Origin of the sequence: Nocardia rhamnosiphila NBRC 108938, assembly GCF_000720425.1 — a bacterium.
Classification (GTDB): Bacteria; Actinomycetota; Actinomycetes; order Mycobacteriales; family Mycobacteriaceae; genus Nocardia; species Nocardia rhamnosiphila.
Window position 1 is genome coordinate 1,041,266 of record NZ_JOAJ01000001.1, and the last position, 12,559, is coordinate 1,053,824.

A 12,559-nucleotide genomic window follows, 5' to 3' on the forward strand; every position below is an offset into this window, starting at 1 on the left:
CGGGCCGGTGGCACCGCGATCTATGCGCGGGTGAGGAAGTCGGCCGCCTGGGCCCCGATGAACATACTGGGCGCGTGGGTGTGCCCGCGCACCAGCACCGGCATGATCGAGGCGTCGGCGACGCGCAGGCCCCGCACACCGCGTACCCGCAGTTGCGGGTCCACCACACTGTTCTCGTCCGAGCCCATCCGACAGGTGCCGGCCGGATGGTAGAGGGTATGCGAATAGCCGTTGAGTGTCAGCGCGCGTGTGGCTTCCGACGCTCCGTCGGCGGGTGCGTCCGGCGGATAACAGAGGGGGCCCAGCACCTCGCGCATGGCGGCAGTATCGGCGATCTCGGCGCAGTACCGCAGACCGGTCATCAACGCCGCCCGGTCGATACCCTGCTCGTCGGACAGGTACTTCGGATCGATCACCGGCTTGGCCAGCGGATCGCCGGAGACCAGTGTGATCGTGCCGCGACTGTGCGGGCGCACCAGGACGGTCGCCAGGATGACGCCGTGGGCGGTCGGCTCGATCAGGCCTTCGTGGTAGAAGGGCGCGGGTGCGTAGACCAATTCGAGGTCGGGGTGTTCCAGCTCGGGGCGGCTGCGGACGAAACCGTACGCTTCACCGACATTCGAGGTGAGCATGCCGCGATGGCGCAGCAGGTAGTTGATCAGCTGGGCCGGTTTCTCGGCGTCGAACAGCGAATCGGTGTCGACCCCGTACCCGAGTCCGGTGACGAGATGATCCTGCAGGTTGGCGCCGACCTCGGGCGCGTGGTGGCGGACCCTGATCCCGTGGCGTTCGAGTTCGGCGCGATCGCCGATACCCGAGAGCATGAGCAGTTGCGGGCTGTTGATCGCGCCGCCGCAGAGTAGGACCTCGCTCCGGGCCGTCACCTTCTCGACGCGGCCGCCGCGCATGTATTCGACACCGACGGCGCGGTCGCCGTCGAACAGCACCCGGGTGGCGGTGGCCTCCGGGTACACGTCGAGATTGCGCCGCTTCAGCGCCGGTCGCAGATACGCGTCGGCGGTGCTCCAGCGTCGCCCCTTGTACTGGGTGACCATGGTCTGGGTGAAACCCTGCGGTTCGGGCAGGTTCGGTTCCTCGACGGGGAAACCGCGTTCGGCCACTGCCCGCAGATAGGCGGCGGTCGACGGACGCGGGCTGCGTTGATGCGAGATGTGCAGGGGGCCGCCGGTGCCGTGGTCGGGACCGCTCGCGCCCTCGACGTTCTCGATCGCACGGAAGTGCTCTACCGCCCGGTCGAAGCCCCATTCCGGCCCCCCGGCGACCGACCACTCCTCGTAGTCGGCGCGGAAACCGCGCACCCACATCTGGGCGTTGAGTGAGGACGAGCCGCCGAAGGTTTTGCCGCGGGGCCAGTAGATCTGCCGATCGTCGAGCTGGGGCTGGGGTTCGGTGAGGTAGTCCCAGTCGTAGGGGGTACGGAAGAGTTTGGCGAAGGCGGCCGGTATGTGGATGAATTTGTCCTTATCGGCCGGGCCGGCCTCCAGCAGGATCACCGAACGGCCCGGATCCGCGCTCAGCCGGTTCGCGAGCACGGCTCCCGCCGATCCCGACCCGACGATCACATAGTCCGCACTGACTTCTGTCACCTTCGCACCTTTCGCTCTCGTGTACCCGCAAACATACGAGAGTGGAGCCGGACGTGAGGCGTCTTCGCCGCGGTGCGCGAATCGATCGGAAAACCTCGTTCGCGGGTGACTTCGCGCGCTACCGGGGTATAACCGGCGCATGAGTTACCCGGTGGATTTCGGGGTGCTGCAAGCCGGTTCGATCCTCGCGATCATCCTCGGTGTGGCCCTGCTGGTTTCGGCGTTGTTCGCATTGCGCAAGAGGGGGCCGCGGGCCCTGATCGCCCGGGGCGCCGGCGGCGCGCTACTTCTGGCCGCCGCGGCGCTGGTGCTGTGGATCGCCACACTCGTCCAGACCTACCTCGGCCTGACGGGGGAGGTCCGGGCGGCGCACGTGGTGGTGGCGCCGGTGTCCGGCGCGGAGCATCAACTCGAGGTACAGCTGACGCTGTTCGATACCGACGGTGGCACGACCGAGCGCAGTACGCACCGGGTCGAGGGCGATATGTGGGTGCTGCAGGCGCAGTTGGTGGAGCTGGAACCGTGGGTCAATGCCCTCGGCTTCCATTCCGGGTACAAGGTGTCGCGCCTGTACGGGCAGCGGCTCGATGGGGTGGCCACCGCGCAGAACCACATCTTCCTCAACGGCGGAGATCGCGACTTCTTCGAGGATATGAGCGAAAACCGCTGGTTCACCTCGCCGTTCGTCCGGTCGGCCTACGGCAACGCGGTGATCGCGACGCCCGGCGAATACGACGTGTTCATCTCGCGCGACGCCATCAAGACCCGCGCGGTGGAGTGAGCGCGCTATCGGTCCTCGACCGCGGCCCGGCAGATTCCGCTCAACTCCTCGACCACCGTGTCCAGCGCGGCCGGTCCGCGTTCGGTACGGGCGACGATCAGCGCGCCCTCCAGCGCGCTGATCACCAGTAGCGCGATGGAGCGGGCCCGCTCCGGCCGGGCCCCGTCCTCGACGAGTTTGGCGGCGACGAGTTCGCGCAACGTATCGAACGCCGATCCGGCGGCGGCGACGGCGCCGGGTTCGTTGCCGAGTGCGGCGGCGGCGATCGGGCAGCCGAGCGCGTAGTCGTGTCTGTCCAGCCCGCGGGCCAGCATATCGGCAAGTGCGCGCAGGGCTGCCGAGGCCTGCGGCGCCGTCAGCGCTTTGGTGACTCCGCTGGTCACCCGGCTGCTCGCGGCCACGGTGGCCTCGGTCATCAGCTGTGCCCGGCCGCCGGGGAAATGGTGGTACACCGATCCCCGCGGTGCGCCACTGGCCTGCAGTACATCGGTGAACGAGACGGCCGCGACTCCGCGCCGCCGGATCAGTGATATCGCGCTGTCGATCATGGCCGCCCGGGGCCCGTCGGGATCCTTCGGTCGTGGCATGCGCTGCTCCCTCTTGCCCGTGATTACTATGTATGTTGTCATACTTATCAACGTCTCGCCGTGTCAGCGGCCCGATTTTTGTGGAGGATTCGTGACCGGGATCGACGCGCCGACCCATCCCTTCGATACGGCCATCGCCGTGGAATACATCGACGGGCACCGGCTGGCCGGTCACACCTGCCCCGATTACGCCAATATGGTCGGCCCGTTCGGCGGCGTCACCGCGGCGGCGCTGCTGCGTGCGGTCGAACGGCATCCCGAACGGGTCGGTGATCCGCTGTCGCTGACGGTGAACTACGCGGGACCGATCGCCGACGGGCCCTTCGAGATCACCGCGCGGCCGGTACGCACCAATCGCACGAATCAGCACTGGCAGCTCGAACTCACCCAGGACGGGACGGTCACCACCACCGCGACCGCGGTATTCGGCATCCGTCGCGACACCTGGTCGGATCTCGAGCTGAGCATGCCCTCGGTGCCCGGGCCGGACACCGAGGGCGTGGAACCGCAGATCTTCCCGGATTTCATCGCCTGGGGCCGCAACTATGATCTGCGGTTCGTCGCCGGCGCCGTCCCCGATGTCGAGCCCACCGCCGAGATCCCGGAGAATCCCGACTCGGTGAGCACCCTCTGGCTCCGCGACACCCCGGCCCGGCCGGTCGACTTCGCCTCGCTCACCGCCATGTCGGACGCGTTCTATCCCCGCGTTTTCCTGCGGCGCGGGCGCTACCTACCGGCCGGTACGATCTCGCTCACCGTGTACTTCCACGCCACCGCCGAGGAACTTGCCGCCCAGGGCACCGAATATCTGCTGGGCCGCGCCCGCGCGAACCGCTTCGGGCATGGTCACTTCGATCAGATCGCCCACCTGTGGGGTCACGACGGCACCCTGCTGGCGACCAGCCATCAGCTGGTCTACTTCAAGGGTTGAGGCCCCGGCTCAGCTCGCGGCCGGGTCGGTCACCGGCGTGATCGGCAACCGCAGCGCGCCCGGCGCCGATTCGGGGACCACCGGGGATTTCGGTGCCACCGGGGCGATCCGGCGGTACGGCGCGTCCTGCGGGGGCCGGGGATCCTGTTCGCCCTTGTTCGGCCAGTACGCGGCGGCGCGCTCGGCCTGGGCGGTGATGGTCAGAGATGGATTGACCCCCAGGTTCGCCGAGACCGCCGCACCGTCCACCACACTCAGGGTCGGGTAGCCGAAGACCCGGTGGTAGGCGTCGATCACCCCGGTATCGCGGTCGGCGCCGATCGCGGCGCCGCCGAGGAAATGCGCGGTGAGCGGAATATTGAACACTTCGCCCCAGGTACCGCCCGCGGTGCCGCCGATCTGCTCGGCGACCCGGCGGGTGGCCTCGTTGCCCGCCGGGATCCAGGTCGGGTTCGGCTCGCCGTGCCCCTGCTTGCTGGTCAGTTTGCGGCCGAAGAGTCCGCGGGTGGTATAGGTGGTGATGGAGTTGTCCAGGTGCTGCATCACCAGCGAGATGATGGTCCGTTCGCTCCAGTTGCGGACGCTCAGGAAGCTGAGCAGCAACAGGGGGTGACGCAGCGCGGTACCCAGGAATCGCAGCCACCGCGGAATGCGGCCGCCACCGTCGACCATCAGCGTCTGCAGCAAGCCCATCGCGTTGGAACCCCGCCCGTATCGCACCGGCTCGATATGGGTGTCGGGGGTGGGGTGGATCGACGAGGTGATCGCGACGCCCCGGGTGAAATCCTGGCCCGGTGCGAGCTTCTTGGTGGCGGCGCCGACGATCGATTCGGAATTGGTGCGGGTGAGCAGGCCGAGCCGATCGGACAGTTTCGGGAGTACCCGCCGGTCCCGCATCTCGTGCAGGAGGCGCTGGGTGCCGAGGGTGCCGGCGGCGACCACGACCTGGCGGGCGGTGTAGGTGGTGCGCTGTGTGCGTACCCAGGCACCGGTGCGCTGCGCCGAGACCACCCAGCTTCCGTCGGGTTGCGGTCGCAGTTCGGTCACGGTCGTCATCGGCACCACCTGCGCCCCGGCGCGTTCGGCCAGGTACAGGTAGTTCTTGACGAGGGTGTTCTTCGCCCCGAACTTGCATCCGACCATGCAGTCGCCGCACTCCAGGCACCCGGTGCGGGCCGGGCCGACGCCGCCGAAGTAGGGGTCGTCCACGGTTTCACCGGGTTCACCGAAGAACACGCCGACCGGGGTCCGGACGAACGTGTCGCCGACGCCCATATCTTCGGCGACCTGTTTGAAGACTTCGTCGGCCGGGGTCATATGCGGGTTCTGCACGACGCCGAGCATGCGCTTCGCCTGCTCGTAATAGGGCGTCAGTTCGCCGCGCCAGTCGGTGATGTCGCGCCACTGCGGGTCCTGGAAGAACGGCTCCGGTGGGACGTAGAGGGTGTTGGCGTAGTTGAGTGATCCGCCACCCACCCCGGCGCCGCCGAGGATGAGCACATTGCGCAGGGGATGGATGCGCTGGATGCCGTAGCAGCCGAGTTTCGGCGCCCACAGGAATTTGCGCAGATCCCAGCTGGTCTTGGGCAGCTCGTCGTCGGCGTAGCGGCGGCCGGCTTCCAGGACGCCGACGGTATAGCCCTTTTCGATCAGCCGCAGGGCGGTGACACTGCCACCGAACCCGGAGCCGACGATGAGGACATCGAAATCCGTGGCCGCCTCGGACATGGGACTTCTCCTTGGGTTCGGATGGTCAGCAGTGACTTGCGGTAACATTAACACAGCTGAATCAGAGCAATGCTCACTACTGTTGACAGTGCTCTCTAAATTGGCCAGGGTGGTCCTATGACCACTCCCCGTGCCCGCGCCCGGGCCCAGACGATGATCGATATCAAGCGGATCGCGCGCGAACATCTTGCCACCGACGGCGCCGCCGCCCTGTCGTTACGCGCGGTGGCCCGCGACCTGGGCGTGGTCTCCTCCGCGGTCTACCGCTATGTCCGCAGCCGGGACGAATTGCTGACCCTGCTGGTGGTCGACGGATACGACGCGCTGGGCGACGCCGTGGACGCCGCGCTCGCCGTCGCACCCGACGATCCGGTCGAACAGTTCCGGGTCACCGCGCGCACCGTCCGCGCCTGGGCGCTTGCCGAACCCGCCTGGTACGGCCTGCTGTTCGGCACTCCGGTACCTGGATACGCCGCCCCGGCCGATCGCACGGTCACCCCGGGCACCCGGGTGATCGTGACGCTCATGGGGCTTTTTGCTGCGGCTCATCGCGGTGGACTGCTTGTGCCTCCGGCGGCGGACCGGCCGCCGCTCACCGGGCCGCTCGCCGACGATTTCGTCCGGATCCGGGCCGAATTCGGGCTCGAGGTGCCGGACTGGGTGCTGGCGCGCGGGCTCACCGTCTGGTGCGCGCTGTTCGGTGCCGTGAGCTTCGATGTCTTCGATATGTACGGTGCGGATACCTTCAGCGACCGCACGCAGGTCTTCGAAACCCATATCGCCGGCCTGGAAACGCTGCTCGGCGTGGTATGAACCGGGTCTCGGGGTAGCCCGAGCCCGGCGCTACCGGCCGGGTTCCGCGGACTTTTCGGTATCGACCTCGGGTGTCACCGGATCCGCCGCTGCCTTCGCTGCCGGATCCCCTTCGGATACGGCCACGTCGATCTGTTCGCTGATGTAGCGGACCACGACCGCCACCACCGCGACCACCGGTACCGCCAGGAACGCTCCCGTGATGCCGTACAGGGTGCCGCCCCCGGTGACTGCCAGCAGCACCACGACCGCGTGCAGTTTCATGGTGCGGCTCTGCAGTACCGGTTGCAGCACATTGCCCTCGAGCTGCTGCACCGCGATGATGATGACGAGCACGATGAGCGCGGTGGTGAACCCGTTACCCACCAGCGCCACGAGCACCGCCAGCGCACCGGCGACGAACGCGCCCACCATGGGGATGAAGCCGCCCAGGAATGTCAGTGCGGTCAGCACACCCCACAGCGGCACGCCGAGCAGGACCAGTCCGAGCCCGATGAAGAACGCGTCGATAAAGCTGACCAGCGCCTGGGTGCGGATGAATCCGCCGAGCACATCCCAGACCCGCACCAGTACTTCCTCGAAATGCCGGCCGCTGCGCCCGCCGGTGAACTTGTGCATCCACGGGACGAATTTCGGCCCGTCCTTCACGAAGAAGAAGCTGAGAATCAGCACCAGGAAGATCGTGACCAGGACGGACGTGGCGGTACTGACCCCGGTGAAGACACCGGAGGCGATCTGCTCGGCGCTGGACTGCACCCGCGACACCACCGCGTCGACGGCCGAGTTCAGCTGTTCGTCGCGGATGTTCAGCGGTGGGCCCTGCAGCCAGTCCCGGACCGTGTTGATACCGGTGGTGGCCTTGTCGGAGAGTTCGGGCACCTGATCCACCACCGAGGGCACGATCAATGCGATCCCACCCGCCAGCACCCCGATGAAACCGATGAGCGTGAGCGAGGCCGCCGCGGCCGGTGGCAACCCGGCTTTCACCAGCAGGCGGGTTGGCGGCCAGAGCACCGTGGAGACCACGATCGCGAGCAGGACCGGCAGCAGGACCACCCACAGCCGGGCCGCCAGGAATCCCAGTACCCAGGCGCCCGCCGCGATGGCGACGACGCATAACGCCCATTTGGCCAGCCACAACACGCCGGAACCGAAGACGTCCCCCCGGTCGGGAGGTCGCGTGGCGCTGGTGGAGCGAGTGCGGTCGGCGCGGACTTCCTTCTCCCCGTTCACCCGGCCAGTCTCGCACGACCGGTCCGGTCCGGCATCGCACCGGTCCGGGCCGAACGGGTCACAGCCCCACGCCGGGGTTCCGGATGGCGCGGGGGCCGAAGGTCCGGCGCAGGTCACCTCTCGCCCTGGTCGACACGCTCGGCAATCTCGGCGGATTCGCCGGTCCCTCCCTCTTCGGCTGGTTCTGGGATCGCACCGCCGCCGACGACACCGGGTTGTCTCCGATCGCCGACCTGTCCGCGTTGATCGCGTTCGCCGGCGCATGCTCCGCGGCGACCCGGCCGGGACGGCCGAACCGGCCCGGCTGCGAAACCGGACCGAACAGCGGCGCGGCCCGTCGAGGTCGGCCGAACTACCCGGTGAGGTATCGCCTTGGCCGATCAGCTCACCGTGCGCGGATCAGCGCGGTACGGTGAGCTGATCGGTGCAGCTGGTGAGTCCGTCCACGATCGAACAGGCGGCCGGCGCGCGGGTCGGCCGGTAATCGCCGGGGATGCCGCCGCGCCGGGTGATGGCCGTATAGGCGGCCACGGCGTCGGTGGGCCGGCGGATGAGGGCGGGATCGCCGAGTACGTCGACGGTGTACAGCCCGAATCTCGGTGTGTAGGAACCCCATTCGTAGTTATCGGTGAGGCTCCAGTAGTTGTAGCCCATGACGTTCATGCCGTCGGCCACCGCGCGCTGTATCCAGTACACGGTGTCGCGCAGGAGGTCGGCGCGGAGGTAGCCGTCCGCCCGCGGGCGCCCGTTCTCGGTCGGCATCCCGTTCTCCACGATGTAGAGGGGTTTGCCCGGGAACCGCCGCGCGTAGTGGTCGAGCGCGTAGTAGATACCCTCCGATTGCAGCGACAGTGTCCACATCTTGGCGGGGTCGGGGATCCGGGCGAGGACCTCGGCGGGGGAGAACCCGTAGTAGTAGTCGATCCCGATGTAGTCCAGTTTCGCGCCGACCCGGCCGATGAACGCGCCGTTCACGGCGTCTTCGGCCGCGGGGATATAGGCGACATTGCTGCTCACCATCGCCCCCGGCTGTACTCGGTGGATGTGGTCGTAGATCGCATCATGGGCGTCGGCCAGCCGGTCCTGCATCGCCGGGATATCCGGGACACCGATCCCACCGTGACGTACCTCGTTCATCAGGTAGACGGCGGGTTCGTTGAAAGTGATCCACAGTGGTTCGTACCGGGCGTACCGGTCGACGACCCGGCGGGCGTTGCTGAGCCAGTCCTCGACCATTCCGGCGCGCCGCCACCCACCCCGGTCGACCTGCCAGCCCGGATAGACCCAATGGTCGAGGGTGAGCATGGGGCGCATCCCCGCCGCACGAATGGCCTCGATGACCTCGTCGTAGAACCGGAAACCGTCCTCGTCCCATTCGCCCGGACCCGGTTGTACCCGGGCCCATTCGATCCCGATCCGGTAGGCGCGCACCCCGAGTTGTTCGGCCAGGGCGATATCGGACCGGTAGCGCGAGTAGAAATCGACCGAGTCGAGATACGGGTCCTCGGTTTTCCCGGCCGCGATATAACGGGTCCAGTTGCTGTCCGGCGCATGCCCCTCGGACTGGAATCCCGAAGAGGCGACCCCCCACAGGAAGTCGGCACCCAGCGGGGCGACCTCGACCGGGGGAGCGGGGCGCGCACCGGCTCGTCCCGTTCCCAGGACGACAGCGCCGGCGGTTACCGCGCCGGTGGTCAGAAATCGGCGACGGTTCACCGGACCCATCGGATCGGTCTCCTGTCCTCTGTTCGTCTCCGTCTCGCGGCGTTCGCACCAGAGTAGCGGCGCAGCACCGGATTCGGGCCGGACCGCAGTATCCCGTCCCGGCGGAGGCAGTGGGGGAGTGCCAGATGGCCGGGCCCGTGCCTTCCCGGGAAGTCGCGTCCTGTGTTCAGTGAACGAATCGGTCTCGATGCCGCCTCGAGCTGCCGGAAGCGCCGTATGTCCTCGGAGGGTCCGCCACACCCGCCTACCGGTCGCTACCATGAAAATTGCTGCTATCTAGATATGCGCATCTGTCTATGTATCGAACATTCGCGCAGAACTCACCGCGAACCATTTCCCTTCGTGTAGCCCGCACAACGAGCGAGGGGACGGACTGCAGACCCGCCCCCTCCGGGAGCGCTTGCGCCGAAGCCATGCGCTACCAGGGGTCAGCGCCGTCCCCGGAAGGTCCGGCGTAGATCGCTGGTCCATTGCTCGGGGATTTCCCAGGGTATGAAGTGGCCGCCGCGGTCGTGGACGGTGAGGTTGACGTGGTTGTACCACTCCGCGCGGTCTCCGGCGCGGAAGTGTTCGACGCGTTGGGCGGTACCGATGCCGGGTGGGTTCTCGTAGCCGACGAAGGTGATGCCGGTGGGGGCCTGCACGACCGGGAGGCGATCGTGGGAAGGCGTCCAGGGGTACCGGTTGTGGTTGGCGTAGAGACGTATCGAGGTACCGATGGTGTTGGTGGCCCAGTAGATCGTGGCGTGCGTGAACAGATCGTCTCTACTGAATACGGTTTCGATATCGCCGCCGTTGTCGCTCCATTTGTACCAACGTTCCAGGATCCATGCGAGCATGCCCGCCGGGGAATCGGATAGGCCGTGGGCGAGGGTGCTGGGGGCGAGGAGGTGGGCGGCCAGGTGGACGGCGAAACGTCTGTCCAGCTCCGTGATTCGTGCGCGTACCTCCTCGGGAAGGCTGTGCGGAATCGGTAGCCCGCCGCTGAAGTCCCAGGCGCGATCGCCGTTGAACAGGGTAAGTTTCAGTCCGGATCCGATGTGGATGGCGTACAACTCGTCGGCGTACTTGTGGCCGAGTTGTGCGGTGACCAGCGCACCCACGTCGCAGCCGGCGGCTCCGTACTTCTCGTGGCCCAGTACCTCGGTCATGAGCGTGTGCCAGAGGTCGGCGACCTTCCAGAAGTTCAGATCCGGGCGGTTCGTCAGCGGGCCGGAGAACCCGAAACCGGGAAACGAAGGCACGATCACGTCGAACGCCTCGGCCGGATCGCCGTCGTGCGCCCCCGGGTCCGCGAGTAGGTCGACGACCTTGGACCAGTGCCAGAACGTCCAGGGCCAGCCGTGTGTCAGGATCAGCGGTGTCGGGTTCGGCCCGACGCCGGGTCTGCGCATGAAATGTATCGGCACCTCGTCGATGTCGACCATGTAATGCTGGTAGCGGTTGATCTCGGCTTCGGCCGCACGCCAGTCGTATTCGTCGCGCCAGTGGTCGATGAGCTCCTCGAGATAGCTGCGGGGCACGCCGTAATACCAGTCCTCGTTGCCGGCATCTTCGGGCAGCCGAGTGCGCTCGAGGCGCTGCCGCAGGTCGGTGAGCACACTGTCGGGGATGTGAATCTTCGTCGGCCTCGAGGGGAACGATCGGGTCCCGCGGGTTCCGTCGCTCATCTTGCCTCCTTCACGCGTGGCGTCGACTTTACATAAGCAACTTATTTAAGCAAATTTCATAAGTCCCGGATATACTCGCTCGGGTGGACGATATCGACGTGGACGCCTTCGCGGCGGCAATCGAGGACTTCAACCGCGTCTACATCCGTATCCCGGTGCGGGAGAAGCTGCCTTTCACCACGCTGTCGGTGCTCGACACCCTGGCGCACAGCGGCCCGGCGCGACTGACCGAGCTGACCCGGACCGAACAGCTGACCCAACCGGGCATCACTCAACTCATCGCGCGCCTGGAGCGCGACGGGCTGGTACTGCGCCGTCCCGACCCCGACGATGGACGGGCCGTAATCGTGCACCTCACCGACGCCGGCCGACAGGTGCGCCGGACCCGCCATGACGACCGGGTCCGGTACCTGGCGCCGATGATCTCCGAACTGAGCGCCGCCCACCGCCGGGCACTCGCCGCCGCCTTGCCCGCCCTCGCCCGGCTGGCCCGGTTGGAGCGCGAGCGCTGATCCCCGGGCTCGGCTCCGAGAAGTGCACGGCCGCGGCAGTTCCGCGACCGTGTGCCGGCCTTCCCCATCGCATCGCTTCGTACGGCTTTACCTGAACGCTTCGATATTGCGTTCGGCCCAGTCGGCGAAGGCGCGCGGTGGCCGCCCCAGCAGTCGCTCGATATCGGGGCCGACCCGCTGTTCGGCTTCCGTGGGCGTGCCGAGTACGCCGAGCGTCGCTTCGACCACCGGCTCGGGCATGTACTCCGCCATGCGGTCTCGCGCCTGGGCACGGCTCAGTTCGGTGAACCGCACCGGTTCGCCCAGCAGATTCGCGATCACGCCGGCCTGCTGTCGGGGTGTGATCGCCACGGGCCCCGTGAGCGTATAGGTGTTTCCCCCGTGTCCCGGTTCACGCAGGGCGAGGGCGGCGACCGCGGCGATATCGTCCGGATCGACGGCCGGAAGGCCGATATCGCCGAAGGGAGCGGCGACTTCCCGGCGGGTATGGACGCTGTGTGCCCACTGCAGCGCATTGGAGTCGAAATTCCCCGGCCGCAGCACGGTCCAGTCCAGGCCCGACTGCCGGATCGCGTGCTCCAGATGAGGGGAGTGGCGCTGGGTGCCGACCCCCTGCGACGACAGCAGTACCACCCGCCGGACTCCGGCCCGGCGTACCACCTCGACGACGGCGTCGATATCGCCGGCTGCCAGGAAATCCGCTGCGGTGAGCAGGAACAGCGAGTCCGCGCCTCGCAACGTGTCCTCGATACTCGCAGGGGTGATCAGGTCGGCCTGCCGGAAGTGGACTCCGGCCGGTACCTCTGCTTTCTTCCGTGAGACGGCGGTGACCTGTTCCCCGGCCCCGGCCAAGGCCTCCACCAGGGGCCGGCCGACATTCCCTGTTGCTCCTGTAACCACGATCATCTCGTAACTCCCGTTCTCGACTGGCCTTTCGGACGATCCGACGGTACTTTCCAGTGACTAGTAGGT

11 protein-coding genes are annotated in these 12,559 nt (G+C 67.4%); 4 read left to right on the forward strand and 7 right to left on the reverse strand.

What is annotated here, in order from left to right:
- Positions 1–20: 20 nt before the first annotated feature.
- Complete coding sequence (locus tag IG75_RS0104655) at positions 21–1,607, reverse strand: GMC family oxidoreductase (RefSeq protein ID WP_030519894.1); 1,587 nt, start codon at positions 1,605–1,607, stop codon at positions 21–23.
- Between the two features lie 139 nt (positions 1,608–1,746).
- Here IG75_RS0104655 and IG75_RS0104660 point away from each other — a divergent pair, with 139 nt between their 5' ends.
- Entirely contained in the window at positions 1,747–2,388 is a 642-nt protein-coding gene (locus IG75_RS0104660) for a hypothetical protein (RefSeq protein WP_030519895.1), read from the forward strand.
- A gap of 5 nt (positions 2,389–2,393) precedes the next feature.
- Here the strand turns inward: IG75_RS0104660 and IG75_RS0104665 are convergent, their stop codons facing one another.
- Complete coding sequence (locus tag IG75_RS0104665; RefSeq protein WP_030519896.1) at positions 2,394–2,975, reverse strand: TetR/AcrR family transcriptional regulator; 582 nt, start codon at positions 2,973–2,975, stop codon at positions 2,394–2,396.
- A gap of 91 nt (positions 2,976–3,066) precedes the next feature.
- Here IG75_RS0104665 and IG75_RS0104670 point away from each other — a divergent pair, with 91 nt between their 5' ends.
- A complete protein-coding gene (locus IG75_RS0104670) occupies positions 3,067–3,906 on the forward strand; it encodes an acyl-CoA thioesterase (RefSeq protein ID WP_030519897.1) in 840 nt (279 codons plus the stop codon).
- A 9-nt stretch (positions 3,907–3,915) separates the two neighbouring features.
- Here the strand turns inward: IG75_RS0104670 and IG75_RS0104675 are convergent, their stop codons facing one another.
- Positions 3,916–5,634, reverse strand: a complete 1,719-nt coding sequence (locus IG75_RS0104675) for a GMC family oxidoreductase N-terminal domain-containing protein (protein WP_030519898.1) — start codon at positions 5,632–5,634, stop codon at positions 3,916–3,918.
- 117 nt (positions 5,635–5,751) lie between these two features.
- Between IG75_RS0104675 and IG75_RS0104680 the strand changes: the two genes are divergently transcribed.
- The gene (locus tag IG75_RS0104680) at positions 5,752–6,447 is read left to right on the forward strand and encodes a TetR/AcrR family transcriptional regulator (protein WP_030519899.1); all 696 of its coding nucleotides are present in this window, start codon (positions 5,752–5,754) and stop codon (positions 6,445–6,447) included.
- A gap of 30 nt (positions 6,448–6,477) precedes the next feature.
- Here the strand turns inward: IG75_RS0104680 and IG75_RS0104685 are convergent, their stop codons facing one another.
- From IG75_RS0104685 to IG75_RS0104700, 3 genes are all read right to left on the reverse strand, one after another.
- Positions 6,478–7,680 carry an AI-2E family transporter gene (locus tag IG75_RS0104685; RefSeq protein ID WP_051714207.1) on the reverse strand — a complete coding sequence of 401 codons (1,203 nt, stop codon included), beginning with the start codon at positions 7,678–7,680 and terminating at the stop codon, positions 6,478–6,480.
- 399 nt (positions 7,681–8,079) lie between these two features.
- Positions 8,080–9,405: a family 1 glycosylhydrolase gene (locus IG75_RS0104695; RefSeq protein ID WP_030519902.1), complete on the reverse strand. Its 1,326-nt coding sequence runs from the start codon at positions 9,403–9,405 to the stop codon at positions 8,080–8,082.
- A 428-nt stretch (positions 9,406–9,833) separates the two neighbouring features.
- Positions 9,834–11,075, reverse strand: a complete 1,242-nt coding sequence (locus IG75_RS0104700; protein WP_030519903.1) for an epoxide hydrolase family protein — start codon at positions 11,073–11,075, stop codon at positions 9,834–9,836.
- An 83-nt stretch (positions 11,076–11,158) separates the two neighbouring features.
- On the opposite strand from IG75_RS0104700, the gene IG75_RS0104705 reads away from it, so the two are divergent.
- On the forward strand, positions 11,159–11,587 hold the full coding sequence (locus IG75_RS0104705; protein ID WP_030519904.1) for a MarR family winged helix-turn-helix transcriptional regulator: 429 nt from the start codon (positions 11,159–11,161) through the stop codon (positions 11,585–11,587).
- Between the two features lie 87 nt (positions 11,588–11,674).
- Here the strand turns inward: IG75_RS0104705 and IG75_RS0104710 are convergent, their stop codons facing one another.
- The gene (locus IG75_RS0104710; RefSeq protein ID WP_030519905.1) at positions 11,675–12,493 is read right to left on the reverse strand and encodes an NAD(P)H-binding protein; all 819 of its coding nucleotides are present in this window, start codon (positions 12,491–12,493) and stop codon (positions 11,675–11,677) included.
- Positions 12,494–12,559 lie beyond the last annotated feature (66 nt).

Excerpts from the sequence above, each read along its gene's own strand:
- IG75_RS0104660 (WP_030519895.1), top strand. The coding sequence starts at position 1,747 with ATGAGTTACCCGGTGGATTTCGGGGTGCTGCAAGCCGGTTCGATCCTC.
- IG75_RS0104680 (WP_030519899.1), top strand. The coding sequence starts at position 5,752 with ATGACCACTCCCCGTGCCCGCGCCCGGGCCCAGACGATGATCGATATC.
- IG75_RS0104695 (WP_030519902.1), bottom strand. The coding sequence starts at position 9,405 with ATGGGTCCGGTGAACCGTCGCCGATTTCTGACCACCGGCGCGGTAACC.
- IG75_RS0104665 (WP_030519896.1), bottom strand. The coding sequence starts at position 2,975 with ATGCCACGACCGAAGGATCCCGACGGGCCCCGGGCGGCCATGATCGAC.
- IG75_RS0104675 (WP_030519898.1), bottom strand. The coding sequence starts at position 5,634 with ATGTCCGAGGCGGCCACGGATTTCGATGTCCTCATCGTCGGCTCCGGG.
- IG75_RS0104700 (WP_030519903.1), bottom strand. The coding sequence starts at position 11,075 with ATGAGCGACGGAACCCGCGGGACCCGATCGTTCCCCTCGAGGCCGACG.
- IG75_RS0104710 (WP_030519905.1), bottom strand. The coding sequence starts at position 12,493 with ATGATCGTGGTTACAGGAGCAACAGGGAATGTCGGCCGGCCCCTGGTG.